This window comes from Streptomyces sp. GMY02 (assembly GCF_019056675.1).
Taxonomy (GTDB): domain Bacteria; phylum Actinomycetota; class Actinomycetes; order Streptomycetales; family Streptomycetaceae; genus Streptomyces; species Streptomyces odonnellii.
Map to the genome: position 1 here is coordinate 5,856,792 of NZ_CP077658.1, position 26,869 is coordinate 5,883,660.

At 68.6% G+C, this 26,869-nt stretch carries 36 protein-coding genes and 3 tRNA genes; 33 read left to right on the forward strand and 6 right to left on the reverse strand.

What is annotated here, in order from left to right; translation table 11 throughout:
- Window positions 1-121: 121 nt before the first annotated feature.
- The 4 genes from KQY30_RS24740 to KQY30_RS24755 form a co-directional block, all read right to left on the reverse strand.
- Complete coding sequence (locus KQY30_RS24740; RefSeq protein WP_217308706.1) at window positions 122-2,050, reverse strand: ABC transporter ATP-binding protein; 1,929 nt, start codon at window positions 2,048-2,050, stop codon at window positions 122-124.
- Entirely contained in the window at window positions 2,050-3,783 is a 1,734-nt protein-coding gene (locus KQY30_RS24745) for an ABC transporter ATP-binding protein (RefSeq protein WP_217308707.1), read from the reverse strand. The genes KQY30_RS24740 and KQY30_RS24745 overlap by 1 nt, the downstream gene beginning before the upstream one ends.
- 375 nt (window positions 3,784-4,158) lie before the next feature.
- Window positions 4,159-5,598, reverse strand: a complete 1,440-nt coding sequence (locus tag KQY30_RS24750) for an FGGY family carbohydrate kinase (protein WP_217308708.1) — start codon at window positions 5,596-5,598, stop codon at window positions 4,159-4,161.
- Window positions 5,599-5,733: 135 nt separating this feature from the next.
- Window positions 5,734-6,033 carry a hypothetical protein gene (locus KQY30_RS24755; RefSeq protein WP_046505919.1) on the reverse strand — a complete coding sequence of 100 codons (300 nt, stop codon included), beginning with the start codon at window positions 6,031-6,033 and terminating at the stop codon, window positions 5,734-5,736.
- 185 nt (window positions 6,034-6,218) lie between these two features.
- On the opposite strand from KQY30_RS24755, the gene KQY30_RS24760 reads away from it, so the two are divergent.
- The 3 genes from KQY30_RS24760 (at window position 6,219) to KQY30_RS24770 (ending at window position 6,634) form a co-directional block, all read left to right on the forward strand.
- Window positions 6,219-6,291, forward strand: a tRNA-Asn gene (locus KQY30_RS24760).
- A gap of 5 nt (window positions 6,292-6,296) precedes the next feature.
- Window positions 6,297-6,369: transfer RNA gene (locus KQY30_RS24765), tRNA-Asn, on the forward strand.
- Window positions 6,370-6,560: 191 nt separating this feature from the next.
- A tRNA-Ile gene (locus tag KQY30_RS24770) sits at window positions 6,561-6,634 on the forward strand.
- A 74-nt stretch (window positions 6,635-6,708) separates the two neighbouring features.
- Here the strand turns inward: KQY30_RS24770 and KQY30_RS24775 are convergent.
- Both KQY30_RS24775 and KQY30_RS24780 read right to left on the reverse strand, forming a co-directional pair.
- Entirely contained in the window at window positions 6,709-8,280 is a 1,572-nt protein-coding gene (locus KQY30_RS24775; RefSeq protein WP_217311306.1) for a tyrosine recombinase XerC, read from the reverse strand.
- Between the two features lie 26 nt (window positions 8,281-8,306).
- Entirely contained in the window at window positions 8,307-9,251 is a 945-nt protein-coding gene (locus tag KQY30_RS24780) for a helix-turn-helix transcriptional regulator (protein WP_217308709.1), read from the reverse strand.
- Window positions 9,252-9,468: 217 nt separating this feature from the next.
- Here KQY30_RS24780 and KQY30_RS24785 point away from each other — a divergent pair, with 217 nt between their 5' ends.
- From KQY30_RS24785 to KQY30_RS24925, 30 genes are all read left to right on the forward strand, one after another.
- Complete coding sequence (locus KQY30_RS24785; RefSeq protein ID WP_217308710.1) at window positions 9,469-9,663, forward strand: helix-turn-helix domain-containing protein; 195 nt, start codon at window positions 9,469-9,471, stop codon at window positions 9,661-9,663.
- Window positions 9,660-9,959 (forward strand): DNA-binding protein, encoded by a 300-nt coding sequence (locus tag KQY30_RS24790; RefSeq protein ID WP_217308711.1) that lies wholly within the window; start codon window positions 9,660-9,662, stop codon window positions 9,957-9,959. Before KQY30_RS24785 ends, KQY30_RS24790 begins: the two co-directional genes overlap by 4 nt.
- Window positions 9,960-10,039: 80 nt before the next feature.
- Window positions 10,040-11,092 carry a hypothetical protein gene (locus tag KQY30_RS24795; protein ID WP_217308712.1) on the forward strand — a complete coding sequence of 351 codons (1,053 nt, stop codon included), beginning with the start codon at window positions 10,040-10,042 and terminating at the stop codon, window positions 11,090-11,092.
- Window positions 11,093-11,428: 336 nt separating this feature from the next.
- Window positions 11,429-12,058: a hypothetical protein gene (locus KQY30_RS24800; RefSeq protein WP_217308713.1), complete on the forward strand. Its 630-nt coding sequence runs from the start codon at window positions 11,429-11,431 to the stop codon at window positions 12,056-12,058.
- On the forward strand, window positions 12,055-12,321 hold the full coding sequence (locus KQY30_RS24805; RefSeq protein ID WP_217308714.1) for a hypothetical protein: 267 nt from the start codon (window positions 12,055-12,057) through the stop codon (window positions 12,319-12,321). Before KQY30_RS24800 ends, KQY30_RS24805 begins: the two co-directional genes overlap by 4 nt.
- A gap of 96 nt (window positions 12,322-12,417) precedes the next feature.
- Window positions 12,418-12,717: a hypothetical protein gene (locus KQY30_RS24810; protein ID WP_217308715.1), complete on the forward strand. Its 300-nt coding sequence runs from the start codon at window positions 12,418-12,420 to the stop codon at window positions 12,715-12,717.
- Entirely contained in the window at window positions 12,714-14,792 is a 2,079-nt protein-coding gene (locus tag KQY30_RS24815) for a bifunctional DNA primase/polymerase (protein ID WP_217308716.1), read from the forward strand. Before KQY30_RS24810 ends, KQY30_RS24815 begins: the two co-directional genes overlap by 4 nt.
- 219 nt (window positions 14,793-15,011) lie before the next feature.
- Window positions 15,012-15,428: a hypothetical protein gene (locus tag KQY30_RS24820; protein ID WP_217308717.1), complete on the forward strand. Its 417-nt coding sequence runs from the start codon at window positions 15,012-15,014 to the stop codon at window positions 15,426-15,428.
- Window positions 15,429-15,466: 38 nt separating this feature from the next.
- Window positions 15,467-15,958 (forward strand): single-stranded DNA-binding protein, encoded by a 492-nt coding sequence (locus KQY30_RS24825; protein ID WP_217308718.1) that lies wholly within the window; start codon window positions 15,467-15,469, stop codon window positions 15,956-15,958.
- Between the two features lie 293 nt (window positions 15,959-16,251).
- A complete protein-coding gene (locus KQY30_RS37190; protein WP_302185338.1) occupies window positions 16,252-16,380 on the forward strand; it encodes a hypothetical protein in 129 nt (42 codons plus the stop codon).
- Window positions 16,381-16,445: 65 nt separating this feature from the next.
- The gene (locus KQY30_RS24830) at window positions 16,446-16,634 is read left to right on the forward strand and encodes a hypothetical protein (RefSeq protein WP_217308719.1); all 189 of its coding nucleotides are present in this window, start codon (window positions 16,446-16,448) and stop codon (window positions 16,632-16,634) included.
- Window positions 16,627-17,313: a hypothetical protein gene (locus tag KQY30_RS24835; RefSeq protein ID WP_217308720.1), complete on the forward strand. Its 687-nt coding sequence runs from the start codon at window positions 16,627-16,629 to the stop codon at window positions 17,311-17,313. The genes KQY30_RS24830 and KQY30_RS24835 overlap by 8 nt, the downstream gene beginning before the upstream one ends.
- Before the next feature lie 47 nt (window positions 17,314-17,360).
- Window positions 17,361-17,606, forward strand: a complete 246-nt coding sequence (locus KQY30_RS24840) for a hypothetical protein (protein WP_217308721.1) — start codon at window positions 17,361-17,363, stop codon at window positions 17,604-17,606.
- Between the two features lie 113 nt (window positions 17,607-17,719).
- Window positions 17,720-18,100, forward strand: a complete 381-nt coding sequence (locus KQY30_RS37195) for a hypothetical protein (protein WP_217311545.1) — start codon at window positions 17,720-17,722, stop codon at window positions 18,098-18,100.
- Window positions 18,097-18,378, forward strand: coding sequence for a hypothetical protein (locus KQY30_RS24850; RefSeq protein WP_217308722.1), 282 nt, complete (start codon window positions 18,097-18,099; stop codon window positions 18,376-18,378). The genes KQY30_RS37195 and KQY30_RS24850 overlap by 4 nt, the downstream gene beginning before the upstream one ends.
- The gene (locus KQY30_RS24855) at window positions 18,375-18,599 is read left to right on the forward strand and encodes a hypothetical protein (protein ID WP_217308723.1); all 225 of its coding nucleotides are present in this window, start codon (window positions 18,375-18,377) and stop codon (window positions 18,597-18,599) included. Before KQY30_RS24850 ends, KQY30_RS24855 begins: the two co-directional genes overlap by 4 nt.
- Complete coding sequence (locus KQY30_RS24860) at window positions 18,596-18,976, forward strand: hypothetical protein (RefSeq protein WP_217308724.1); 381 nt, start codon at window positions 18,596-18,598, stop codon at window positions 18,974-18,976. Before KQY30_RS24855 ends, KQY30_RS24860 begins: the two co-directional genes overlap by 4 nt.
- Window positions 18,973-19,293 carry a hypothetical protein gene (locus KQY30_RS24865; RefSeq protein WP_217308725.1) on the forward strand — a complete coding sequence of 107 codons (321 nt, stop codon included), beginning with the start codon at window positions 18,973-18,975 and terminating at the stop codon, window positions 19,291-19,293. The genes KQY30_RS24860 and KQY30_RS24865 overlap by 4 nt, the downstream gene beginning before the upstream one ends.
- Before the next feature lie 79 nt (window positions 19,294-19,372).
- Complete coding sequence (locus KQY30_RS24870) at window positions 19,373-19,525, forward strand: hypothetical protein (RefSeq protein ID WP_217308726.1); 153 nt, start codon at window positions 19,373-19,375, stop codon at window positions 19,523-19,525.
- A gap of 10 nt (window positions 19,526-19,535) precedes the next feature.
- Window positions 19,536-19,859 carry a hypothetical protein gene (locus KQY30_RS24875; RefSeq protein WP_217308727.1) on the forward strand — a complete coding sequence of 108 codons (324 nt, stop codon included), beginning with the start codon at window positions 19,536-19,538 and terminating at the stop codon, window positions 19,857-19,859.
- Window positions 19,856-20,614: a hypothetical protein gene (locus KQY30_RS24880; protein WP_217308728.1), complete on the forward strand. Its 759-nt coding sequence runs from the start codon at window positions 19,856-19,858 to the stop codon at window positions 20,612-20,614. The genes KQY30_RS24875 and KQY30_RS24880 overlap by 4 nt, the downstream gene beginning before the upstream one ends.
- 148 nt (window positions 20,615-20,762) lie before the next feature.
- Window positions 20,763-21,260, forward strand: a complete 498-nt coding sequence (locus tag KQY30_RS24885) for a hypothetical protein (RefSeq protein ID WP_217308729.1) — start codon at window positions 20,763-20,765, stop codon at window positions 21,258-21,260.
- Window positions 21,261-21,740: 480 nt separating this feature from the next.
- Window positions 21,741-22,319: a DUF4352 domain-containing protein gene (locus tag KQY30_RS24890; RefSeq protein ID WP_217308730.1), complete on the forward strand. Its 579-nt coding sequence runs from the start codon at window positions 21,741-21,743 to the stop codon at window positions 22,317-22,319.
- Window positions 22,320-22,334: 15 nt separating this feature from the next.
- The gene (locus tag KQY30_RS24895; protein ID WP_217308731.1) at window positions 22,335-22,607 is read left to right on the forward strand and encodes an HNH endonuclease signature motif containing protein; all 273 of its coding nucleotides are present in this window, start codon (window positions 22,335-22,337) and stop codon (window positions 22,605-22,607) included.
- A gap of 26 nt (window positions 22,608-22,633) precedes the next feature.
- Window positions 22,634-22,909: a hypothetical protein gene (locus tag KQY30_RS24900; protein ID WP_217308732.1), complete on the forward strand. Its 276-nt coding sequence runs from the start codon at window positions 22,634-22,636 to the stop codon at window positions 22,907-22,909.
- A 26-nt stretch (window positions 22,910-22,935) separates the two neighbouring features.
- Window positions 22,936-23,373, forward strand: a complete 438-nt coding sequence (locus KQY30_RS24905; protein WP_217308733.1) for a hypothetical protein — start codon at window positions 22,936-22,938, stop codon at window positions 23,371-23,373.
- Between the two features lie 209 nt (window positions 23,374-23,582).
- Window positions 23,583-23,864 carry a hypothetical protein gene (locus tag KQY30_RS24910; protein WP_217308734.1) on the forward strand — a complete coding sequence of 94 codons (282 nt, stop codon included), beginning with the start codon at window positions 23,583-23,585 and terminating at the stop codon, window positions 23,862-23,864.
- Window positions 23,857-25,338, forward strand: a complete 1,482-nt coding sequence (locus tag KQY30_RS24915; RefSeq protein ID WP_217308735.1) for a terminase — start codon at window positions 23,857-23,859, stop codon at window positions 25,336-25,338. Before KQY30_RS24910 ends, KQY30_RS24915 begins: the two co-directional genes overlap by 8 nt.
- A complete protein-coding gene (locus tag KQY30_RS24920; RefSeq protein ID WP_217308736.1) occupies window positions 25,320-25,538 on the forward strand; it encodes a hypothetical protein in 219 nt (72 codons plus the stop codon). Before KQY30_RS24915 ends, KQY30_RS24920 begins: the two co-directional genes overlap by 19 nt.
- Complete coding sequence (locus KQY30_RS24925) at window positions 25,535-26,869, forward strand: phage portal protein (protein ID WP_217308737.1); 1,335 nt, start codon at window positions 25,535-25,537, stop codon at window positions 26,867-26,869. The genes KQY30_RS24920 and KQY30_RS24925 overlap by 4 nt, the downstream gene beginning before the upstream one ends.

Genomic DNA, 26,869 nt, shown 5'->3' on the forward strand with positions numbered 1-26,869 from the left:
ACCCGGGCTCCGAAGGGCCGAAAGGACCCCGAGGGCCGAAAGCCGGGCGCCGCGCCCCCGGAGGGACGCGGCGCCCGGTATCGCGTAAGCCCGCCTCGGCCGGCCTGCTCAGTCGACCTTGTCAGTCGACCTCCGCCACCGCCTGCGCGAATTGCGCCGCGTACAGGCGCGCGTACGCACCCTCCGCCGCCAGCAGCTCGTCATGCGTGCCCTGTTCGACGATCGAGCCGTTCTCCATCACCAGAATCACATCCGCGTCCCGGATCGTGGACAGCCGGTGCGCGATCACAAAGCTGGTCCTGCCGTGCGCCAGCCGCGCCATCGCCTTCTGGATCAGTACTTCGGTACGGGTGTCCACCGAACTGGTCGCCTCGTCGAGCACCAGGATCACGGGGTCGGACAGGAACGCCCGCGCGATGGTTATCAGTTGCTTCTCGCCGGCGCTGACCCCCGAGCCCTCGTCGTCGATCACCGTGTCGTACCCGTCGGGGAGCGTACGGACGAACCGGTCGGCGTGGGCCGCCCGCGCCGCCTCCTCGATCTCTTCCCGGGTGACCTCGCGCGCCGCGCCGTACGCGATGTTCTCCGCGATGGTGCCGCCGAAGAGCCAGGTGTCCTGGAGCACCATGCCTATCCCGGACCGCAGTTCGGCGCGCGAGATCCTGGATATGTCCATGTCGTCCAGGGTGATCCGGCCGCCGGTCACCTCGTAGAACCGCATCAGCAGATTGACCAGCGTGGTCTTGCCCGCGCCGGTCGGGCCGACGATCGCGACCGTCTGGCCCGGCTCCACCGACAGCGACAGATCGTCGATCAGCGGCTTTTCCGGCTCGTACCGGAACGAGAGGTGCTCGATCTCCACCCGTCCCCGCTGCTTGCGCAGCCGCTCGACGGACGGCGCGTCGGGCTCCTGCTCCACCGCGTCCAGCAACTCGAAGATCCGCTCGGCGGAAGCGACTCCGGACTGCACCAGGTTGGCCATCGAGGCGACCTGCGTCAGCGGCATCGAGAACTGCCGCGAATACTGGATGAACGCCTGCACATCACCGATCGACAGCGTGCCGGACGCGACCCGCAGCCCGCCCACGACCGCGATCAGCACATAGTTGATGTTGGAGATGAAGAGCATCAGCGGCTGCATGATCCCGCTGTTGAACTGCGCCTTGAAACCCGCCTCGTAGAGCTGGTCGTTCTGCTCGCGGAACAGCTCGGCCGACTCGTCCTGCCGCCCGAAGACCTTCACCAGCGCGTGGCCGGTGTACATCTCCTCGATATGGGCGTTGAGCGTGCCGGTGACCTTCCACTGCTGCACGAACTGCGGCTGCGACCGCTTGCCGACCTTCGCCGCGACGAACACCGACAGCGGTACGGTCACCAGTGCGACCAGCGCCAGCAGGGGCGAGATCCAGAACATCATCACCAGCACACCGACGATCGTCAGCAGCGAGTTGATGAGCTGGCCCATGGTCTGCTGCATGGTCTGCGAGATGTTGTCGACATCGTTGGTCACACGGCTGAGCACCTCGCCGCGCGGCTGCTGGTCGAAGTACGACAGCGGCAGCCGCGAAAGCTTCGCCTGGACGTCCTCGCGCATCCGGTACACCGTGTTGTTGATGATCCGGATGGAGAGCCGCGTCGACACCAGCATCAGCAGCCCGGCCGCCACATAGATCACCAGGACCACCAGCAGCACCTCGCCGACCGCGCCGAAGTCGATGCCGTGGCCGGGGGTGAAGTCCACCCCCGACAGCAGATCGGCCAGTCCGTCGTCGCCCTTCGCCCGCAGCCCCTCGACGGTCTCCGCCTTGGAGACGCCTGCCGGGGTCTGCCGGCCGATCACCCCCGCGAAGATCAGGTCGGTCGCCCGGCCGAGGATCTTCGGGCCCACCACCGACAGCGCCACGCTCAGCACGATCGTGCCGAACATCCACCAGAGGGTGACCCGCTCCCGGGTGAGCTGCCGCAGCAGCCGCTTTCCGGAGCCCTTGAAGTCCATGGACCGCTGGGTCGGGCCCGCGGCCATCATCATGCGTCCGCCAGGACCGCTCATCAGGCAGCCTCCGCCTCGGTCAACTGGGAGAGCACGATCTCCCGGTATGTCGTGTTCTCCGCCATCAGTTCGTGATGGCGGCCCGCTCCGACGACCCGGCCCTCGTCCAGGACCACGATCCGGTCGGCGTCACGGATCGTGGACACCCGCTGGGCGACGATCAGTACGGTCGCCTCCGCGGTCTCCCGCGCCAGCGCCGCGCGCAGCGCCGCGTCCGTCGCGTAGTCCAGCGCCGAGAACGAGTCGTCGAAGAGATAGATCTCCGGCCGCTGCACCAGCGTCCGCGCGATCGCGAGGCGCTGCCGCTGGCCGCCCGAGACATTCGTACCGCCCTGCGCGATGGGCGCGTTCAGCCCGCCCTCCAGACCGGTGACAAAGTCCCGCGCCTGCGCCACGTCCAGGGCGTGCCACAGCTCCTCGTCGGTCGCGTCGGGATTGCCGTACCGCAGATTGGTCGCGACCGTCCCGGAGAAGAGATACGGCTTCTGCGGCACCAGGCTCACGGTCTTCGCCAGCAGTACGGGATCGATTTCCCGTACGTCCTGCCCGTCGACCAGCACCTGTCCGCCGGTGGCGTCGAACAGCCGTGGTACGAGGCCGAGAAGTGTCGACTTGCCACTGCCCGTCGAGCCGATGACGGCGGTCGTCTCGCCGGGCCTGGCGATCAGGGACACGTCCCGCAGAACGGGCTCCTCGGCACCGGGGAACCGGAACTCCGCGTTCCGAACCTCCAGGTGACCGTGCCGGCGAAGCTCCCGTACCGGGTTCTCCGGCGGTACGACGCTCGACCTGGTGTCCAGCACCTCCTCGATGCGCTCGGCGCACACCTCGGCGCGCGGCACCATCATGAACATGAAGGTGGCCATCATCACGGCCATCACGATCTGCATCAGATACGCGAGGAACGCGGTCAGCGCGCCGATCTCCATCCCGCCGCTGTCGATGCGGTGCGCGCCGAACCAGACGACGGCGATCGACGACAGGTTCACCACCGTCATCACGGTCGGGAACATCAGCGCCATCAGCCGGCCGGTGGACAGGGCGACATCGGTCAGCCCGGTGTTGGCCTCGCGGAAACGGTCCTTCTCGTACTCGTCGCGTACGAACGCCCTGATCACGCGGTTTCCGGTGATCTGCTCGCGCAGCACCCGGTTCACCGTGTCGAGACGGGTCTGCATCGTACGGAACAGCGGCCGCATCCTCTTGACGATGAGGCCGACGGAGACGGCGAGCAGCGGGACGACGGCGAGCAGCACCACGGAGAGCGGTACGTCCTGGCCGAGCGCCATGATGATGCCACCGACACACATGATGGGCGCGGACACCATCAGCGTGAACGACATCAGGACCAGCATCTGCACCTGCTGGACGTCATTGGTGGTACGGGTGATCAGCGACGGGGCACCGAAGTGACCCACCTCACGCGCGGAGAAGCTCTGTACGCGCCCGAAGATGGCGGCCCGTACGTCCCGGCCGAGGGCCGAGGCGGTCCGCGCGCCGTAGTAGACGGCGCCGATGTTGCAGAGCACCTGGACCACACTGACGGCGATCATGATGCCGCCGAACTTCAGGATGTAACCGGAATCACCCTTCACCACACCGCTGTCGATGATGTCGGCGTTGAGAGTGGGCAGATAGAGGGTGGCGCAGGTCTGCAGAAGCTGGAGCGCCACCAGCAGGGCTATGGGTCTTTTGTACGGGGCGAGATGGGCTCGCAGAAGTCGTAGCAGCACGCGCAGTCTCTCGGGGTCGGCGGCGGGACGGGGGCCGCGAGATCGGGGGCAGAGGTCAGCCCCCATCTTGCGGCACGTCCGCCACGGAGCCCCAAGGATTTATGTCCAAGGACGGGTCAAGACAGCGAGCAGCCTGCCGGGCGCACGAAACCCTTCGACCCCGGCGCCCGCGCGCCCCGCCGACTTCCCGCGCCGCGCGACCGGCCGGCTTACCGCGCCCGTGCCACCCACCGGCCTCGCGGGCCGGCGCCCACCCACCAGCCTCCCACGCCTACCTGCGTTCCCATGCCGACGTCGGCGCCCGAGTTCAGGCCCGCGCTCGCGCTCGTGTTGTGGGCCCGCGCCTGCCAGGCTGGCCCGGCTCGGGCCGGGCGCTCAGGCGCCGAAGGCCGCCGGGTGGATCTGTTCGCGGGTGGCCACGTACTGCTGGCGTACCGCCGTGCCGACCGCCGCGTCGTCACCCGGCTCGAAGACCTGGGCCGCCGCGCCCTGCCAGAGCGGCGGGGTGTGCGGGGCGAGTGTGCCGTGCGCCACACCGAGCGCCCACGCCGCCTGCCGTGCCGCGCCGATCGCCGCGTAGTCGGCGGGCTGCGGTACGACGACCTGCGCCCCGAAGATCGCCGGGGCCAGGGCCTGTACGGCGGGCAGCTCGGCGGCGGCCCCCAGCAGGAACACCCGCCGCACCTCGACCCCGCGTCCGCGCAGTACGTCCATCGCGTCGGCGAGCGAGCACAGCATCCCCTCGAACGCCGCCCGCGCGAGATGCTCCGGCTTCATCGACTCGCGCCGCAGCCCGGTCAGCGTGCCCGCAGTGTGCGGGAGCTGGGGGGTCCGCTCGCCCTCCAGATACGGCAGGAACACCAGCCCCGACGAGCCGGGTGTCGACTTCAGCGCCAGCTCGGACAGTTCGGCGAGGTCCTCCGTGCCCAGCAGCTCCGCCGTACCCCGCAGCGCCCTGACGGCGTTCAGCGTGTGCACGACCGGCAGATGCATCCCGGTCGCGTCGGCGAAGGACGTGATCAGCCCGGCCGGATCGGCGAGCGCCTCGTGGTGCACGGCCATCACCGAACCCGACGCCCCGAGCGACACCACCGCGTCCCCGACCGCCACACCAAGACCGAAGGCGGCGGCCATGGTCTCGCCGGTCCCGGCCGAGATCAGCAGCCCCTCGGGCGTCGTCCCCGCCGTGTCCGCCGGTCCGAGCACCTCCGGCAGCTCGGCCTGGCGTCCGAGCGCCAGCTCCACGAGATCCGGCCGGTACGAGCCCGTACGCGCCGACCAGTAGCCGGTCCCCGACGCCTCGCCCCGGTCCGTCGTCCGGCGTGCCGGACGCCCGAGGAGCTGCCAGACCAGCCAGTCGTGCGGCTGGAGCACCAGCGCGGTGCGCTGCGCCGCCTCCGGCTCGGTCCGCGCCATCCACCGCAGCTTGGCGACCACCTGCCCCGACTGCGGTACGGAACCGACCGCCTCGGCCCAGGCCTGCCGCCCGCCCAGCGCCTCGGCCAGATCCGCCGCGGCGACCTGCGCGCGCTTGTCGTTGCCGAGCAGCGCCGGCCGTACGAGATTGCCCTGCTGGTCCAGCGCCACCATGCCGTGCTGCTGCGCCGAGACGCCGATGGCCTGCACACCTTCGAGCAGCCCGCCGGACGCGGCCTCGCCGAGGGAGAGCAGCCAGGCCTGCGGGTCGATCTCGGTGGCCTTCGGGTCGACCGGATGCTGCGCGTAACCCTGCCGCAGCACGGCACCCGTGTCCGCGTCGCAGACCACGACGCGTGTGAACCCGGACGAACTGTCCAACCCGGCGACTATTCCCATGAACCCGATTCTGCCGCACGCGCGACGCGCCGGACGCTGCCGGGACGGCGCGGGGCGCACCGCGGTGTGTACGGCGACGGGGCCCGGCGGGCGAGCCGCCGGGCCCCGGGGGCACGTGTGAGCAGTGGGGGACGGTCAGGTGTTGCTCGTACCCCAGTCGTCCTGCCCGTTCTGGCTGCGCTGCCGCAGCGAGCGCACCCGCTGTGCGACGGAGTCCGGCACCCGGTCTCCCATGACGCCGCTCATCGAGTGGTACGCCTTGCCCGCGACCTCGCGTCCGGTCTGCGCGGCGGTCTCGGCGGCGTTGCGCACGGCCGGGTTCTGGGACACCTCGCGTACCGACTTCTTGAGCTGCTCGTAGCGCTCGCGCCCAGCACGTGTGCCGAGCACGTAACCGCAAGCCAGTCCCGCGATGAATGCGAGGCGGTACCGCATGGCTCCACCCTTCCTAGTGTCCGTCTGTGCCTTCCGCCTACCCGTCGGGGCCCGGGATCACCCGAGCTGACCCGGGTCGATAGCGATTGGCGGAACACCCCCCTGCTTGCGCTAATGTATGTGTCGCAGCGGACGTTCGCCGCCCGGGGGGACCCCGGTAGGTACGTTCGGTGCACACGCAGCAATCCCCTGTAGCTCAATTGGCAGAGCAGCCGGCTGTTAACCGGCAGGTTACTGGTTCGAGTCCAGTCGGGGGAGCGCGATCCCCTGTAGCTCAATTGGCAGAGCATTCGGCTGTTAACCGGAGGGTTGCTGGTTCGAGTCCAGCCGGGGGAGCAGGAGAGCGGGAAGGGCCCTTCGGGGTCCTTTTTCGTCTGTTCTACAACTGTTCTACGACGTTCCCGGAACCGGGTGGGCCGCGCCGAAGTCCTCAAGGTCAGAGCGATGCCGACCATCCGAGGCAGGAGATCGTATGAGCGGCTATGCTGCGGCAGACGGCGCGCACAAATGTGCGCGACGCGCCGTTAGGGGCGGTAGCTCAGCCGGTTAGAGCAGCGGACTCATAATCCGTCGGTCGTGGGTTCGAGTCCCACCCGCCCCACCGGCACGAGTGTTCGAGGAATCGTTCCCACCTGGCATCCGAGCGCCCCACGTGGTTCAGACCACGTGGGGCGCTCAGTCGTCTACAGGGCCTTGCGTGAGCGGTGCGTGAGCGGGTGTGCCGGACGGCCGTTCACGGCGGGCACGGGGGACCACAGCTTCGGCATTCCTCGCAACCTCCTTGTCGACCTGGGGCAGAAGACTGGTGTACGTGTCGGACGTTAGCTGAATCGTTCCGTGCCGGAGCGTTTCCTTGATCGTGTGGATGTCACCTCCACCCGCATGGATCAACGTCGCAGCCACATGGCGTAGATCTCGGAGATTGATCGGAGGCAGATCCGCCTCACGGCACAGCCGGCGGAAGACGTCCGACACCTTCTCGGGGTGCAGCCAGGAACCGTCCTCCTGCACGAACACCTTGCCCGTCTCCGACCACGGCAGCCTCTTCCCGAGCCGCTCCTGCCGTTCGTCCATCTGCCTGACGCGGTGCTCCAGCAGGACCTGCGTGGTGCCGGGCCCGAGCGCGATCAGGGCCTCGCTGTCCTCCGTCTTCGGCTTGCTCTCCATCGGGGTCCAGCCGTCCTGCACGATCGTCTTCGAGACGCGGAGGATCTCGGCTCCGAGGTCGACGTCCGCCCACGCCTGACCGACCGCCTCGCCGCGGCGCAAGCCACGGAAGGCGATCAGGTGAAACAGCGCGTACAGCCGATCCCCTTCGGCATGGTCCAGGAACGCACCGACCTGTTCCGGCGTCCACACCATGACCGCTGACGGCTTCTCACCGGTCTCCCGCCAGCGCTCGACATGCTCAGCCGACCACAGGACCGCCTTCGGGCGCTTGCCAGACTCCAGCTCGACGTGCGCGGCCGGATTGAACGTGAGCAACTGCTGGGCGATGGCGGCGTTCAGCGCGGCGCGTAGGGTCGCGCGGATTCTCTGTTGGGTCGCCGGCCCCGTGATGCGCCGGTACGGGGGCATTGCCGCCAGCTTCGCGCGCTCGGCCTCCAGGCGGGCCGTCTCGGAGGCCGGAGGCCGGGACCGCTTCCCCCAGGTCGCCCGCTGCTCCTGCTCGCGCCGCTGCGCGTTCTCGGCCTCGATCGTTTCGTTCATGTCGTCGATGGCGTCGAAGAACTCGGTCAGATGCCCGACGTTCAGCCGGTCCAGGAGCAGGTGCCCGATGCCGGGTTTGAGGTGCACTTTGATGTGCGAGCCGTACCCGCGCAGGGTGGTCTTGCGCTTCTTCTTCGCGGCGTGCCACTCGTCCAGCCAGTCCCCGACGGTCAGTTGGCTGACGAGTGGTTGCCCCGCGCGGAAGCGGCGACGAGTCTGTTCGAGGTTGGGCAGTGGCGCCTTCTGGTCCTTGCTGACTGTCTCCAGCAGGTCGCCTATGCGGACCTGGCCCTCGGCGTCATCCCCGTCAGGCAGGGCGAGCAGAGCGCGAACCTGGTCCAGGACCTCTTGCGCCTTCTTCGCGGTCTCGTATCCGGACCGGCTGAAGCTGCGCCGGCCGCCGTCGCCGCGCGCGGGCAACTCCTGGCGTACGGCGTACACCCCGTGTCTGCGGCTGGTGAGCTGCGGGCAGGACTTGCCTAGCACTTTTCCTTCGTCGCTGCGACAGTAGCAGCGGCGGTATGTAGAGCCCTTCATGAGAAACCCCTCTAATGGTTGGGCCTTCATTGCCCCGATTGTCTGTCGCTCTCTTCGTAAACGGGATAGGACTGAATGATCAGATCGTCTCCGTTCGCTGCTCGGATGGAATCGATACGCCCGAGCAGGTATTGATAGCTTCGCTCAATATCTCGCTGTACCGCTTCGGCCTGTGTAAGAACAGCCATTGCGACCTGAGCTTGCCGTCGAGCAGCCGCCTCCGCCTGTCTGGCCTGCTCAAGCTGCATGCGGGCACCGTTCACGCGCATGCCCGCCTGGGTCATGCGCTGCTCCATGGCCTTCGCTTCCGTCTGTAGCTCATCGGCAGTGGGGGGAACTTTCATCGCGTCCGGCGCTTCATAAGCGAACCCTGATCCAACAATCCAATCCACTGTGCTGCCCAGAGCTTGGGCGATCAATTCACCCTCGTCTGGCCTCACGATTCGGGTGCCATTCTCCAGACGCTTCAGATCATTGACGGAAAGCTCTCCGCCGATCTCCGCAATCCGCTCCGCAAGCTCCTCGGGTGATACTCCTTGCAATTTGCGATAACGCTTCATCTGTCGCACAAATGCATCGTGTGCCAGCGCGCCAGACTCCAGCAGCTCCGCATTCATGAAGCCCGGCGCCTTGGGTTCGACAGAGCTCACGGCTGCTGGAACTGCCTTCGCGTGCTCTCCTGCAAGGCTGAAGAGGTCGGGCTGTCCGACGACCCATGCTGGATCGGTACCCGAGAGGATCTCTTGCACTGCGTCCGGCGGCCAGCCGAGGGCCTGCGCCACTCGCAAGAGGCCTGTCGGGATCCGTCGGCTCTGCGTCGGGCGCCCGCGCTCGTAGTTGCTGATCGTATTGGGCGAGTTCCCTGATCGGCGGGCAAGTTCTGCCTGGTCCCAGCCTTTGCCGCGCCGCGCCTTCGCGATCTGCTCGCCAAGGGTGGCCCAGTTCTCGACGGGCCAAGCCGTTGTGTCCATGACTCCTCATTTCTACTCAACGCTTAGCAACGTTACTCGCAAGACTGGGGCCGGTTGGTAGCGGACCGCAAGAGGGCACCAACCCCTAACGCTGGGGCTACCGTTGTGGAACTGGCACTGGGTTGCGGCTATCTGTTTGACAGCTCCCAACGTTGCTCATAATGTTGCGTCTTGTCTCGTTGGGGACCACTCCTCAACGGGCGCGCAAGGAGGGGAAATGCCCGATCAGGAAACTCCTGACCTGCTCACCACCAGCGAAGTTGCCGCGTACCTGCGCAAGCCCGTTGCCACCGTGCGCGGATGGCGCTACCGCAAGGTCGGCCCTATTGGGTTCCGTCTGGGCCGTGATGTCGTCTACCGGCGCACCGCTGTCGACGCGTGGCTCGCCGAACGCGAGAGGGCGTCGGTATGACGACATCGCTCACGATTGGCGAGATCTACGCCCGGCCGCCGCTGATGCCTCTGTGGCCCGACTTCGGACGCGGCGTTTGCCGGTTCTCCGAGTCGACCACCTACCTGCTCGCCGCTCAGAAGCGGCTCCCCGTGGAGACCGTCCGTCTCGGGCGTAAGCAGTTCGTCAGGACCGCCGACGTCCTGACCTGGCTCCACCTTCCCGAAAACAGCGAAGCCGCCACGGGTGCAACCGCGACGGCTTCGGACGAGCACAGCAACGAATCCACTGCGAAGAAGACTGGTGAGCACTCGTGAAGACAACGGTACCGCCCGCCGCCGACAGTCGACAGCCGGTCCCCAGTCAGTCCGTCAGCCTCGTTCTCGACGCCGAAATCATGACCGACAGCGACACCGGGCAGCCCATGCTCATCGCCTCCACCAGCCACAACCAACACGACACCCGCGAGATCACCCCCGCCCAGCTCCGCGCCAAGACCGCCGAGGCGCGCGCTCAGCTCACCGCGTTCGACGACCTCGCCGACCGGTACGAGTCCGCCCGGAGCGCCACCGCCGTCGGCGCGGAGATCGCCACTCAGGTGCTGACCGCGCTGCCCGGCCTCGCCGAGCGGATCGACCCGGCGGAGTTCGCCCAACTGACCACCGGCTTGCTCGTCAAGCACGGCCTCGTCCCGCCGCAGACCGTAGTAGAAGCCGCCCCGCCCGCCGTGTGCACGAAGTACGGCTGGTGCAAGGAGCCCGATGGCCACGACGATCTGTGCTGGTCCAAGCTCATCGCACTGCCGAGCGTGGACGGATACGGGGAACACCTGCTTCCGGTCGGCCTCCACGCGGAGGACGGCAAGGCGCCGGTGGTCGGGTTCCTCGACCTGGACCTCACCCCGGCGCAGGCCCGGGAGCGGGTGCGCGAGATCAGCCGCCACCTGGACGAGGTCCTCGCCCTTGCGGACCGTGCTGAGGGACCGCCCGCGCCCGCCAGCAAGGACCTGCTCACCGCTGCCCAGCGGGGCCCGGAGTGGATGGCCAAGCACCTGTGCCCCGACTGGTGCGTCATCAAGCACGGCGCGCCGTACACCTCCGAGACCCACGAAGGGCCGGAGGTCACCGCGCCCTCGCCCATCCCCTTCGCCGACAGGGATCCCGGCGACGGAGAGAGCCTCGTTCTCGCCGCCCGTGTAATCCAGCTCAACCAGGACCCGCACATCTGGGGCGTGAAGACCCAGGTCTGGGTGGACGTCGACCGGCAGACCCTCGAACTCGACGTCGAGGAGACCGACCGGCTGATCGAGCGGCTGGAGCAGTTCCTCCCCCAGCTCCGCGCGGTTCGGGACCACCTCGTAGAGGCGTCCGCCGGGGACTTCCCCGAGGACGAGGCTGCCGTAGCGGAGCGGCTGGCCACTCCGGCGGTTCCCAAGGACGAGCGCGCATGAGCGACTGCCCGACCGGCATCGGCTGGTGCACCGACCACATCAAGCAGGGCGACAACGGCGAGCCCGTACACCAGGGCCCCCGCAGGACCGTGGCCGACCCGGACCAGCCCGGTTCGTCCTTGGTCACCGTTGATCTGTACCAGGACACGGCGTTCGAGGGCCCGGCCAAGGTCTGGCTCAGCTTCTGGGCCCGGCACGAGATGACCCCCGACGACGCCCAGCTCGGCGCCCTGGCTGACCAGCTCATCCAGCTCGGCAACGACATCCACGCCATGCGAGCCGCCCTCAACGACGCGGCCACCCCCTCTCCCGGCCCAGCAGCACGGAGGCAGCAGCGTGAGCGAAAAGCAGCAGATCCGTCTCAGCCTCTCCGAGTCCAAGGGCGCCTTCCCCGGCGGCCCTCGACCGGTGTCCGACGGCGGCACCGTCCACACCGTGCCGTGGGGCAGCATCTGCCCCGGCTGCGACAGGATCCCGGCCGCCGGCCAGCAGATCACAAAGATCTTCCACGCCTGGTGGCACGCCTCCTGCGGCGCCTCCTACCTGCGATCGACCGCGGCGGACGAGGCGTGGCTCGCCCTCGCCCACCAGTTGGAGCGGTCCCCGTCGAAGTTCAACAACGCGGAGACCAAGGCCATCACCCACAACCTGCTGCGTATCGCCGGGCGCAGCTTCACCATCCCCGAGCACGGCCACAACAACCGCGTGCACGGCAGCCGTGCCGTCCTCGCGGCCGTACCCGACGCGGACGCCCAATTTGCAGACGTCGTCAGCGGCTTCGATGAATCGGACCTGTACGCCGCAGTCATGCAGAGCGAGCAGCGGCACCCAGGTGAACAGCCTGTGGTCGTCGGCGCCAGGGCGTGGGAACTCCTCAATGACGAGCAGCGCGAGACGCATCTGCCTGAACTGCTGCACTCCTACGTCGAACTCGTCCGGATCCAGCGCGACGGGGGCCAGCAGTGACCGACCGCAAGCCCGGCGAATGGCCGGTCACCACCACGGTTGATCTGTCCACAGCAGAACCCACACCTGTGGACGAGCAGGGCGAGCAGCACCTGAAGCTCACCGCCGCACGGGCACGCTTCGACCTCGTCCTCGGCAGCGTCCGGGCCGACCTCGAAGAGCAGCCCAGCGAGCGGAGCGTCCGTACCGCCGCGCGCCGCTGGTGCAACGCCATCACCGCGCTCGCCGACGAGACCGCACAGCGACTGAAGAAGACCGGATAGAGGGCCGCGCCGCTCGGGCCTGGCTCCGCCCCCACGGGGCCCGGCCCGAGCGCGCACCACGAACACCCCTACCGGCCCGACAGAAAGCCACCGTTCGTGAGAACCACCGCGGCCCCGGCCGCCACCCTCTTCGACGAGCCGGAGCCCGCCAGCCCGGCCGTCGCCCCCGCGCGCGGCCTCGCCCCGGCCGCCGCGCGGCTCGTCACCACCAGCAGCCCGGACATGAACGACCCCGAGCGGCGCCCTCTGCTGCTCCTTGTCGTCGACTGCACGTACTGCGGCCACCAGCACATCCACCCCGCTGGCCGGACCGGCGAACCCCGGTTCGGGAAGCGCCGCTCGCGCTGCGTCGGCACTCAGGGCGGCGACTACCACTTCCCGGTGGTGCATCAGTGACCGCAACCAAGCAGGCCGCAGCGCTCCCGCCAGTGATCGAGTTCGCGCAGTGGTACGGCAAGCGCGGCTGGCGAGTCCTGCCTCTGCACCACGTAGTCGACGGGCGCTGCACCTGCGGCAACCCGAAGCAGGACGCCAAGCACGACTACAAGCAGGGCGGCAAGCATCCCGTCTACTCCGCGTGGCAGGACAACGCCACCACCAACCCCAGCCAGATCGCCGCATGGTGGGGCGAGCGCCCGCTCGCGAACATCGGGATCGCCACCGGGGAAGCCTCCGGGATCTTCGTCCTCGACGTCGACCCGGACAACGGCGGGTTCGACAGCCTCACCGCTCTGGAGACCGAGCACGGGCCGCTGCCCGAAACCCGGCGCCACGAGACCGGGTCGGGCGGGCTGCATTTCTTCTTCGCCTGGCCCGGCTTCAACCCCCGCAACAGCTCGGGCAAGCTCGGGCCCGGCCTCGACATCCGCGCCGATGGCGGACAGGTCGTCGCCCCGCCGTCGATATCGGTCAAGGGGCCGTATGCACCGCAAGGCGGACCCGACCCCGTCGAGGCGCCCACCTGGCTCCTCGACCTCCTGCGACCGCCGGCCCCGCGGGAACCGCTGCCGCCCGGTACGTACACCGCGCCGGTGGGCAATCAGGACGCGTACACGAACAAGGCCGTGCAGGACGAGTGCGACGCGATCGTCAGCGCCCTGGACGGGATGCAGAACGACACCATCAACCGGGCCGCGTTCAACGTCGGCACCCTCGTCGGGGCGGGGGCGCTCAGCGAGGGCGAGGCGCGCGAGACGCTGCTTTCGGCTGCCCGAGCGGGCAACCACCCCGAAGGCAGAGCCCTCGCCACCATCGAGTCGGGGCTCCGCGCGGGCATGGCCCAGCCCCGGCACCCGTGGCCGCCGGTGTCCCGAACAGAAGACTGGCGGGACTTCTCCACGCTTCTCACGCCAGAGAACGAGCCCCGCGCTGCCTCCGCCCGCGCAGCCCCGGCCGGGGTGCAAGAGCAGAGAGAGACAACCGCGCCGCGCGGGAAATCAGGCGAGGGGCTGACCTCGGAGGAGCACTTCGAAGCCCGACTGCGGGCGCTCGACGAGGAACTCCTCGATACCGAGGACCTCGACCACATCCCCGCTCTCGAACCGATCGTCGAGGACGTCCTCTTCAAGGACACCCTCGCCCGGATCTACGGCGCGTCCGGCACCTTCAAGTCCTTCATGACCCTGGACTTCGCCGCGTGCGTCGGCACCGGCACACCGTGGCACGGGCAGCGCGTCCGACAAGGGGAAGTCATCTATCTGGTTGCCGAGGGCATCAAGGGCATCCGCAAGAGGGTGCGCGCCTGGGAGCAGCACCACGGCACCCGGATGACCGGGGTCAAGTTCCTGCCCCGTCCCGTACAGGCGATGGATCCCGAGTGGCTGGTGCTCATCGAGCTGTGCCGCCGCAGGCGGCCGTCCCTCATCGTCGTCGACACCCAGGCCCGGGTCACGGTCGGCATCGAGGAGAACTCGAACACCGAGATGGGCAAGGTCGTTGACCGCATGGAGCAGTTGCGTGGTTCGTCCGGCGCGTGCGTCCTGCTCGTCCACCACACCGGTCACGACAGCGACCGCGGGCGCGGGGCGACCGCCGTGAAGGGCGCGCTCCAGACCGAGATCGGTGTCGAGCGCAAGGGCAAGGGGCTCCTCGACTCCCAGGTCACCCTGAAGACAGGCAAGCAGAAGGACGACGAGGAGCTGGGCGACGTGGTGTTCGGCCTCCACCAGGTGCTCCTGGACGGGGAGGCGAAGGAGGACGGAACGCCCGTCTCGTCCATCGTCCTCGTCCAGTTGAACCCCGCAGGGGAGCCCCAGGCGCGCACCGGATATCAGGGCCGGGTCGAGGAAGTTGCGGCCGCCCTGGACGCCGCTGGGGTGCCGCCCGGGTACGGCCGGGACCGTCTCCGTGCCGAGTGCACCCGGCTCGGGATCAAGGTGGAGAACGGCCTCTTGACCGACGTCACGAGGCACCGCAAGAACCAGACAAACGCCGCAGATTACCTGTCCGCAAACCTGTCCGGAGTGCCGTAAGGACGCGGACAGCTATTTCGGGCAAATCGCCTGTCCGCAAATCGCGGACAGGTACTAGAGAAACACCAGGTCAGACCTGTCCCGGACAGGTTGCGGACAGGTGCGGACGGGGCAGTACGGACGACCTGTCCGCTCCCGCTCCCCTCCTTTAGGGAGCGGACAGGTCGGACAGCCGGACCGCACTGCCCGCAGACGCAGCCACCCAAGAAAGAGGACATCGTGCCCATTCCCGAAGAATCGCCGACCGGCTTTCACGCCCTCTACTGGACGCGATCCGACTTCGAGGACGGCCGGCCAGGACGCAGGCGCCCGATCCTCGGCTGGGACGAGAGCGGAGAACCGCTCACCGTTGACGAGCACGGCAAGCGGGTTGCCGCTTCATCGCTCCCCGACTTCCACAGCGTTGTGCAGCGTCCACGCATCCTCGCGGCTCTACCCGGCGCTGGGTGGGGAGTCGCGTGGAACGTATCGCCGGAGGGCGACCAGACAGCCATCGCGCCCGTTATCTCGTGGGTCGTCTACAGCGACGGGGCCGTTCTCCCGGTGGCGGATGTCATCGGCGGCGGCCACCTTCAGCCGCTCGATCTGACCGACGGGGATCTCAGGCTCATCCCGCCCATCGATTCCGCAGGCTGACCCGCCACCCGCCCAGAACACCACAGAAGGAGCCCGCCATGGCAGGCGAAACCACCATCACCATCGTCGGCAACCTGGTCGACGATCCCGAACTGCGCTTCACCCCGGCCGGCGCCGCAGTCGCCAAGTTCCGCGTCGCCTCCACGCCGCGCGTCTTCGACAAGCAGGCCAACGAGTGGAAGGACGGCGAAGGCCTGTTCCTCACCTGCTCCGTGTGGCGCCAGGCCGCGGAGAACGTCGCCGAGTCCCTCACCAAGGGCATGCGGGTCATCGTCCAGGGCCGGTTGAAGCAGCGCTCGTACGAGGACCGCGAGGGCGTCAAGCGCACGGTCTTCGAGGTCGACGTGGAGGAGGTCGGCCCGTCGCTGCTGCGTGCCTCGGCGAAGGTCAGCAAGAACCCGGCGGGCGGCGGTCAGCCCCGGGCCGCGCAGGCGCCCGCTGACGACCCGTGGGGTGCGGCCAAGACCGCGGGCGCTGCTGCTCCGGCAGGCGCCGCCGGCCGCAGCTACTCGGACGAACCGCCGTTCTGAGTCAACCACGAAGCTCGGTCCGTCCTACTCGGGCCGAAGCCGTGCCCGTCCCCGACATGCTCGCGGCGTGACACCAGAAGAACGAAGGCGCCTCCTCGGTGACGAAGTGATCGCACAGATCCACGCCCGCGTCGCCGAGGCTCCGCCGCCACCGCCGGAAGTGATCGCGATCCTGCGGCCGATCTTGACCAACCCAGCCGGACGCGTCACCAGGGCAGACGATCGAACACGGACGGACAGCCAGCCCTTCGACGTGCGGGACGACTTCCGTCCGGTACCAGAGGAGATGAACCATGAGCAGCCGCGAGGCACTGATAGGGACCTTCGGGGTCTACGCCGGGATCTTCCTGGTGTTCGCCTTCGAGTACCTCGACCAGCTCGTCGAGCGGGTTCGCGACCGCCGGACCGGACGGGGGCGGTGACCGTGTCAGACGACAAGAAGGGTCAGCAGATTGCGCTGGCCCCTGGCAGCGCGGAAGGTACCCAGATGGTGGGTACCCCGGGCGGTGACCGGCGCGAGCGGTATGCGGCAGCGATCCGGCCCGCCATGCTCATCGGGCTTCAGGGTGCTGACCTCTCCGGCCCGGCCGGCGCCGAGCGCATCAACGCGTGGGTCGACTGGATCGCCGACACCCTCGCGCTGCTCGGCGCGGGGACGGAGGCGGACCGTGGCTGACTGCCTGCTGTGCGAGCGCTCGATGGAGGACGGCTACCTGTGTGTCGGCTGCACGAAGGACACCCGAGTCCATCTGGAGTCCATGCCCGCCTTGTACGACGGCTTGGAGGATCTCCTCGCCCCGTCGTCTGGCAGCCCCACCCTGGGCCGCACGTCCACTGGCGGCTACCCGCCGCTGCCGATCTCCGAGGACGTCCTCGACCAGCGGGGGGAGGACGGGATGGTCAGGCTGCTGGAGAGCTGGTTGGACGCCATCCGGACCGAGCGCGGCTGGCGCGCGGCGGCGCACCCCGGGAGCCCGACCGGCCGGGTGCGCCGTGCGTCCGTCGAGCTGCTTGGGCATCTGCCGTGGGTGGCGGTGTCGTGGCCGGAGGCCGGCACGTTCGCGGCGGAGATCCGGGATCTGGCCGGGTCGGTCGGCTCGATGATCCAGCCGAAGGCGCGCGACAAGCGGATCGGGAACTGTCCGGCGAAGTTCGACGACGGCGGGATCTGCGGTGCGGCCCTGCGTCTGCCCGCAGGCGCCAAGGTCGTGGTGTGTGAGTGGTGCCGGACGACTTATCCGGAGGCTATGTGGCCGGGGCTGAAGGCGCTCATGGATGTGGACGCGAAGGCGAATGTGAAGACCAATTCGCAGACCAATGTGACGGCCAATGTCATTCGGTCGGTGGCGAGTTGACGGCAAGAGCTGGACTATCACACCCCGGGTGTGATAGCTTCCTCTCGATGGACACGAAGCCCTGGCGGGAACGGGTCCGTGGGGAAGACGCGCTGCTGGAACAGCTCGCCGCCCTCACCTCCGAATCCGCCGCACGCAGGGCGGCAGCCCTCGCCGAGGGCGTCGCGGAACTCGGCAGCGTCTACGCCGTGGCGAACGACATCGGCAAGAGCTGGACCGCCGTAGACAAGTCGATCAAGAAGCACGGCAAGAAGAAGGGGCCCGCTGGAACGGGCCCCGACACAACCGCATAACGCAGAGCGGGAGCCGGCCGACAGCTCCCCCGGTGCTGGAACACCGGAGGGGCGCGCGCGTCGCCCGACTCCCTGACCGAAGAACCCCCTGACTCAACCAGGAGGACTCGGCTATGGCCGATCTTGCCCAAGTTGTGCAGCCCTGCACAACTCCGATCAACCTTTCGCGACGCCTGGTAGCCGTCGGCAGCATCACCCGCCGCGACGGACGCACCACCACCGTCCGCGCCACCGAGGCCGGCGTCACCGGCACGATCACCCCCACCGCCCCGACGGACAAGGTGTGGTCGATCCGGGAACTGGACCACCTCTTCCAGACCCACGGCGGCACCGTTACCGTCACCGCCGCTACGGCGACCACCGTCACCCTGACCCTCACCGCCCCCAACGGGCGCGTCGTCAGTACGGACTGGGACCCGGCCGCCGAGCTGCATGGCCTCCGGCTGCCCGTCTACCGCGCGTACATCAAGCGCCACTGTGGCGGTGCCCGGTGAACGACACCCCCACCCCGGCCCCGCCCGGCGGCGACGCCCGCGAGATCCTCCTCAACATCGCCAACCGGCTCGCGTCCGTCCGGCCCACCCACGCGTTCACCGACGGCCGCCGCCTCGCGATGATCCTCACCGCGGTCACCGACCGGCGCGGCTACATGACCGACGCCGCCGACGTACTGGAGGCCGAAGTCCTTCGGTACGCCCCGCCCGTCGACCGCGCCATCACCCGCGGGGAATACGCCCTCCTGCTCCGCAAGGCCGCGGGGGGTGACCGATGAGCACCGTCACCGGCATTCACGACCCGCTCCACAACCCGGAGCGCGACGCCCGCACCTGGACCCCCAGCCTCAGCACCGCGATTGACCGCGCCCGCCGCGAACTCGTCGCGCACGCCGACGCGAACATCCACAGCCACGGCCAGATGCTCACCGCCGCCGTCAGCCTCGACCACGTCCTGCGCGACCTGCTCGCCGCCCTCGACCAAGAGGCCGCCCGATGAGCCACCCGCGCACCGTGACGATCGAGACGCTCGACCACGGGCAGATCACCATCCCCGAGCCCGACTGGTGCACCGGCCACGACGGGCCGCCCCAGTACCGGGTCGACATCACCCACGACGGACCCGACATCCCCTTCAACATGACCACCAGCCGCGGCCAGGTCACTTCCATGATCGCCGCCCTGTCCCAGCACCCCTTCAGCGAACTCCCCCACCCCGGCCGGACCGTCCACATGTGGGTGGAGATCGCGGGCGGCGGCCACCCCTCCAACCCCCAGCAGCTCCGGCAGATCGCCGCCGCGCTCACCTCCCACGCCTTCCACCTCCGCACGCTGGCCAACCAGCTCACAGAACTCCTCGCGGCAGGTGACCGGTGAGCACGCCGCCGCTGCCCGGCAAGGGCCTGTCCGTCAAGGTCGACGCCGAGCTGTATGACGACCTCGCCGTGATCATGAGAGCCGGTATGACCGGCGACCACGGAGGTATGACCGCCTCCGCCGCCGTGAAGCACGCGGTCTCCCTCATCGCCGGTACGTACCGCAACGCCTGGGAGGCCGAGGTCTACCCGCCCGGTGTCGAGCCGCAAATCATCGCCTGCCAGGTCGCCCCGTACGACCCCGCCGTTCACGGTCACACCGGCCCCGACCAGCCCGATCACACCGCCCCGGCCCCGCCCGCCGAGCCCGGCACCTGACCCGTCATACCGCCCGCACCCGCACGTCAGACCGCGAGGCGCGGGCGGTATGACCCGGCACACCCCACGGAGTACCACCGTGCTCGCCTACGCCCTCGGCTGGGCCGTGACCGCCTACCTGGTCATACGCGCCCTCGCGCTCCTCACCCCGCCGGTCATACGCGCCCGGCTCGCCACCTGGGCGATCTACGCCGCGTCCCTCACGACCATCGCCAAGCTCCTCGGCTTCTGAAAGGCCCACCGTGTCCAACAGCCTGACCGCCGCCATCGACACCGCCGCCCGGCACACCATGGCCGCACCGCCCCAGATCGCGCCCGCCCTCGACGTCAACGGCGGCGCCATGGGAGCCCTCATCGTCGGAATCATCATGTGCACGATCATCGTCGTGAAGTGGAAGAACAACGTCTACAAGGACGCCGAGAAGAAGGTCGTCATCACGACCGCCATCGCCGTCGCGCTCCTCGCCGGCAGCGCGGGCGGGATCGTCGCGGACATCTTCGGCACCGTCCAGCAGGTAGGCGGCACCGTCGGCACCACCATCACCCAGACCGGCGTCGGCCGGTGAACCTCCCCCTCGAACCCCTCGCCCGGCCGCTCGGCGAGGGGTCAGTGATCCTGTACGAGCGGATCACGGCCTGGGTCACGTCCCCGAAGTACCGGGCCCTCCCCGACGACGCCCCGAAGAACGCCAAGCCCGAGCTGGACAAGCGGGCCCCGCTCAAACGGCTCGCCCTCCTCGGCGCCGGCGGCTACCTGATCCTCGTCTCCGACTACACCACCTACGCAGTCGCCGCCGGTACGGTCGCCTGGGTCACCGGGGCCTGGGCCATCGGCTACCGCGAACTCCCCGACGACCAGGACGAGGAGGGGCACGTCGACACCGTCACCCCCGAGCCCGAGAAGGGTTTCGCCGACACCGAGACCCCCGAGCCGGTGTCCACCGTGGTGGACACCCCTCCGCCGGACCCCCGCGCGGTCTTCGCCCGCTGGCTCATCCAGACCATCGGCCCACGCACCGGAATCCACCTCTACGAGCTGTACCCCGCCATGCGCCAACTCCCCGGCCACCAGGGGCACGACGACGCCCGGCTCCGGGCCGCCCTCACCACCCTCCGCATCCCCATCACCCGCAGCCTCCGCGTCGGCGACGTAGAAGGCCGCTCCGGGGTCCGCCTCGCCGACCTCGCCCCCCTCCTCCCCCACGACGGAGAGGAACCCCTCTCCACGGATGGAGACGCAGGTCAGACCGCCGATTCTCCAGACGGAGAGCAGCCGGAGAGCGCCGGAGAGCACACCGGAGAGCAGGTGGAGAGCACATGATCCGCCGCCTCATCACCCTCACCGCCGAACTGGCCTACTGCGCCCGCTGCGGCTGGTGGTACCCGCCCCACACCCACTGACCGCGCTGAAACGAAATCCGTAACGAAAAGCCCCCGCCCGTCACTCCGGAGAAGGAGACGATGACTAAATGACCCAAGACGAGGACGACTTCCCGCCCGACTGCGGGGCGGCCACCCCCGAAGAGGAATGCGGGGAGTGCAGGGTTTGCAAAGAGGCCGCCGACCAGACGATCGAGAGCCAGGTCGGGTACGGCGAGATCCCCGACACCGTGGTCCGCGAGGCGCAACGCCTGATGCGCGAAGACGCTGAGGCCCGCGAGGCGAGACGCGGACTGCGCAAAACTTCCACCGGGGTCTTCTGGGTAGGCATCAGCATTCTCTTCGCGGCTTCCGTCATGTATGCCTTCGAGTGGACCGCCAGCTTCCAAGTCGACCCGTCCGACCCCTCAAGCCCTTCGCAGCCGGAGCCACCGGATTTAGTTGCGATCATCACCGCTGTGACTGGTCTGGTCACGGCGATCGGCGGCGCATGCGGCGGCGTAGCGGCTTTGATCCTGGCCAGGAGAACGACACTGCGGAACGGCGCCACCGGGGAAGACGCTCCCGCCACGCCGCCCGCCGAGTGACCACAAGCTCCTGAGCCACACTGGACCCATGTACGTACCGCCCGGCCACCTCACCGCCCACCAGACCGCCAACGCCCTCGGCATCGGCCTCGGCGGCGTCCGCCTGCTCGTCCACCGAGGCCGACTCAAGCGCGCCGGCGGGACCGAACGGCACCCCTACTACGCCAGCAGCGACGTCACCGCCCTCATCGCCGCCCGGCACCCGATCCAACGCCCCTTGACGCGCAGGTCAGAGCCGTGTAACGATCGCTCCGCAGGACTGTGTCCACAACCAGCCTGACACCAACTGCCGGGACAAGGCCGGAACCGGGCAACCGGATCCACCGCCAACAGGCGGCAGCGGCCCCCGGAGACACCACGAAGGCCCCGAACGCCCACCGCGACGGGGCCTTCGCCATGTCACGAACCAGTCACCGCGCGGACGCGCCTCATACCCACGCGCCACGATGGCCTCCTCATCTCACAGTCCTTGGGGGGACCATGCGCACCCGCACCACGACGGCGACCGCCGCCGCGTTACTGCTCGCCACACTCACCGCATGCAGCGACAACGGCCCTACCGTCACGAAGGCCGAAGCAGCGGCCGAGCCGACCCTCACCAGCGCCAGCCCCACGCCCGAGGCCCCACAGCAGACGACGTTCAAGTTCGGCGAGACGGCCAACGTCGAAGACACCAAGGGCATCTCCTTCGCAACCACCGCCTACTCCTACACGCAGCCCGTGAAGGGCCCGCAACCCCCCACCGAAGACCTCGGCGGAGACGTGTGGGCGACCATCGAGGTCAAGGTCTGCAACGTCAAGGGCGAGACAATCTCCGTCAGCCAGTTCCCCTGGTCCCTCGCCTACGCCGACGACACTCGCATCGAAGTCACCGGGCTCAACGGAGGCGACCTCCCCAAGCCCGAGTTCGCCCCCATGGGCGACTCCAAAGTCCGGGTCGGCGACTGCCTACGCGGGAAGATTCCCTTCGCTGTGCCGAGCGACAAGCGGCCCGAACGAATCCTGTACTCCCCGGAATCGCTCGATGACCCACTCGAATGGGCCGTCCCCGCCAAGTAGTTGGAGGTGGCGCCCGTGGCCGGCAACCCCCGAAACGGGCGCCCCTACCGCCGACTGGTCGCCGCGCTGAAAGCCCTCGGCCTCCCCTGCGCCCGCTGCGGCCACAACATCAACCTGAAGCTCAGCTCGCGGCACCCGATGTCGTTCACCCTCGACCACGTCATCCCGCTGTCCAAGGGCGGTTCGCTCCTCGACCCGGCCAACGCTCGCCCCATGCACCGCCGCTGCAACAGCTCCAAGGGCAACCGGACCGGCCCACAGCCGCTCAAGACCTCACGGAGATGGTGACCACGGCCATCGGCGATGATGAGCCCATGACGACCTACCACGGACCCGCCTCGGTCCTCATCGACAACGCCGAGTACGAAGTCACGGCACAGCTCGTGATCACCCTTGATCGGAACCTCAAGGAATGGCACGGCTCCTTGCAGACCGACGGCGAGGAAGCCGCCTGGAACATCTGGGACGCAGACCAGCCGCGACTGAGCATCAACGGTGGTACAGAGGGCGACTTCATCGTGACCAACTACCAGACCGGCTCGAACGAGCTCATCATTCAGGGAAGCGGGCCCGCGCCCTTCGGAGCCTGACGGACCGTAGCTGCGGAGGTGACGCCGTGCTGTACGTCGTCACCGGCCCGCCGACCTCCGGTAAGTCGTCCTGGATCCAGGCCCACGCCAAGCCGACCGACATCGTCATCGACCTCGACCTCATCACCCACGCGCTCTCCGGCCCCGGCGCACCCCAGTGGAACCAGGACCCGGTCCAGCTACGCGTCGCGCACAAAGCACGGTTCGCGGCCATGCACGAGGCGTTCGAGGTACGCGACCAGACCGACGTCTACCTCATCCACACCATGCCCAGCCGTAAGGCACTCGCCCGGTACAAACGCCTCGACGCACGCATCGTCACCGTTGACCCGGGGCGGGAGATCGTGATGCAGCGCATCGACGCCATGCGCGACCCGGACATGCGCAGGGTCGCCACCCGCTGGTACAGCACCCGACCAGCCCGGTCACACCAGGTGATGCCCCAGTCATCACGCGCCTGGTGATCACACAGCGGGCACGGTCACGGGCCTGATCGGCTGCCGGCCGGAGGGGGCCTTCGGCTGACGGGCTGCGGGTAGCGGGCGACCCAAACGCCCTTGTCGCCCGATTTTTTGCGCGGCCATTTTGAAGATCGTTTTCCCCGAAGCTCACTCTTGACCTTAATTGATCTTGGTCACCCTGTGTGACATCACGCTGCGTGACGGGGGTCGGGATGATCATTGCTGCCATCCGCGCCGAACTCGAAAGGCTTGGCGCCGAAAAGTCAACCCCCGGCCTGGCTTCTCTTGCCGAGCGTCTTGCTGAGGCTCTCGACGCGATTCCCGTGGGCGATGCACCGACATCACAGGCTGTCGTCGCGCGGGAGTTGACGGCCGTCATGACGAAGATCCGAGCTCTGGCGCCGGTGGAGTCGAAGGGGGATGCGGTCGATGACATTGCTGAGCAGCGAAAGAAGCGACGCGCTGCCGCCCGCGAGCAGGCCGCTGGTGAGTGACGACAGCGGTCGGGTGTACGGCTGGCAGACGCCGCCGATCGAGAGCGCCCCGCCGACGGCGTCGACTGCGGGTCAGGAGGCTATCGACCTCGCCACGAGGGCTGGTCTGAGGCTGGACCCGTGGCAGCAGCACATTCTGCGCGTGGGCATGGGAGAGAAGCCGGACGGCTCTTGGGCGGCGTTCGAGGTCGCTTTCAACGTCCCCCGCCAGAACGGTAAAGGGGGCGTGATCGAAGCGAGGGAGCTGTGGGGGCTGTTCATCGGCGGCGAGGAACTGATCCTGCACTCGGCGCATGAGTTCAAGACGGCGAAGAACGCCTTCAAACGGATCGAGCGGCTGATCCGGCAAACCCCTGACCTGCACAAACGTGTCAAGACGTACCGGCAGACTGTCGGCGAGGAAGGCATCGAGCTGTACACCGGGCAGTTGCTGCGGTTCATCGCCCGCTCGAAGGGCTCGGGCAGAGGCTTCACCGGTCACTGCAACATGATGGACGAGGACATGATCCTCGGCGACAACGAGATGGACGCCCTGCTGCCGACGATGGCGGCTGTCGAGGATCCGCAGATCTGGTACGCGGGCAGCGCCGGCATCGGTGCCCCGTCCGTGCAGTTGGGCCGCCTGCGGCGCCGGGCACTCTCTGCGATCGAGATCGGCACGCCGGACCCGTCGCTGGCCTACATGGAGTGGTCGATCGACCCGCACGTCGATGAGTGCCCGCAGGACTGCACGGCGCACGACGACGCGGCCTCCGATGAGGCTGTGCTGAAGTCCAACCCGGGTGTCGGTTACCGGCTGACGCTGGAGAAGGTCGCACGGGAGCGGGCCACGCTCAGCGCTGCCGGGTACGCCCGCGAGCGGCTGGGTGTGGGTGAGTACCCCTCGGATACGGCGGACACCTGGCAGGTCATCGGAGAGGACGTCTGGCGGGCTCTGGCGGCTGCGGACTCGCAGACGGAGGGCCCCGTGGCGTTCGCCATCGACATGACGCCCGAGCGGTCCCACACGGCGATCGCGGTGGCCGGAGCGTGGCGTGGGGGCGTGCATGTGGAAATCGCGGAACACCGGCCTGGCACGGGGTGGGTGCTGGACTGGGTGAAGGAGCGGCACACCATGTGGTCGCCGCGGGCCTGGGTCATCGATGCGGGCGGCCCGGCGGGGGCGCTCATCAAGGACATCGAAGATGCCCTGGGAATTGAGGTGGTGCAGCCCAGGGTGCGTGACGTCGCCCAGGCGTGCGGCCAGTTCTTTGACGCGGTTGCCACACAGTCGCTCTCGCACATCGATCAGCCGCCGCTGGCCTCGGCACTCGCTGGTGCCCAGAAGAGGACGTTGGGGGATGCGTGGGCGTGGGCCCGGCGCGGGGTGGGCGTGGACATCAGTCCGCTGGTCGCGGCGACCCTCGCCAAGTGGGGGCTGGGCGTGGAGATCGAGGAAGAGGAGGAGGTGGAGGCGTGGGCGATGTACGGATGAGGCGACTACGGCAGGTGACGGCCCTGACCTGGTCCCGGCTCGGATACGCGGCGGGCTGCCTGACCTCGTTCGCCGGCGTGACCGTCGAGTTCGGCGTGGGCTGGGGGCTGATGACGGCCGGTGCCATCGCCGCGGCGTCGTTCCTCCTCCTGGTCGATGTCGGCGGCGAGGTGACCCGTGCGGGTGGTGATGGCCGGTGAACCTCTTGCAGCGCGCGTTCCGGCGCTTCGACCTGTCCTCGGTCCTCGATGACGCCTCCTGGTCGATCGGCGGCAACACGTACTTCGGGATGGGCCGTCCGGTCGGCGGCGAAGAGCGCTCCTCGGCCTGGGACTTCGAGGCTGCGGTCCGCTTCGCGTACAAGCGCAACGGCCCGGTCTTCGCGTTGATGCTGGTCCGGCAGATGGTGTTCTCGGAGGCGCGGTTCCAGTTCCGGCAGATGCGTAAAGGCCGGCCGGGTGAGCTGTTCGGGACGGATGATCTCGCGATTCTGGAGACGCCATGGCCCAACGGGACGACAGGCGATCTGCTGTCGCGGATGATCCAGGACGCCGACCTGAACGGCAACGCTTTCATCACCGACTACAACCCCGGCCGGCTGAAGCGGCTACGCCCGGACTGGGTCATCATCGTCACCGGCAGTGAGGACGAGCCGCATCTGGCCGGTGACGCCATTGACGGTGACCTCGTGGGATACGGCTACGCCCCACAGGGCAACTGGGACGACCCGGTGTTCCTGCTGCCTCAGCAGGTGGCGCACTTCGCGCCGATCCCGGATCCGGAGTTCCACTACCGGGGCATGTCGTGGCTGACGCCGATCGTCCGGGAGATCACCGGCGATTCCGCGGCGACCACCCACAAGCTGAAGTTCTTCGAGAACGGCGCCACACCGCAGGTCATCGTCTCCTACGACAAGGACCTGAGCCCGGAGAAGTTCGCGAAGTTCAAGGCGGCCATGGACGCCGCCCACCAGGGCGTCGACAACGCGTACCGGACGCTGTACCTGGGCGGCGGCGCGGACGTCACGATCGCGGGCAAGGACCTGGGGCAGATCGACTTCAGGGCCACCCAGGGCGCGGGTGAGACCCGGCTCGCGGCGGCGGCCGGTGTGCCGCCGTCCATCGCGGGGTTCTCGGAGAGTCTGGCCGGGTCGAGCCTGAACTCGGGCAACTACACGGCCGCCAGGCGGCGTTTCGCGGACGCCACGATGCGCCCGCTGTGGCGCGAGGCAGCGGGCGCCCTGGCCACACTGGTCAACGTTCCTGCCGGCGCGGAGCTTTGGTACGACGAGCGCGACATCGCGTTCCTGCGCGAGGACAGCAAGGACGCCGCAGACATCCAGGGCATCAAGTCCCGCACCATCCGGCAGCTCACCGACGCGGGCTTCGAGCCCGCCTCGGTCATCAAGGCCGTAGAAGCAGACGACTTCTCGTTGCTCGTCCACACCGGCCTGTACTCCGTGCAGCTCCAGAAACCCGGCACCGGCCCCGGCACGGCCGCACCCACCCCACCACCCAACGAGGGAGCGTGA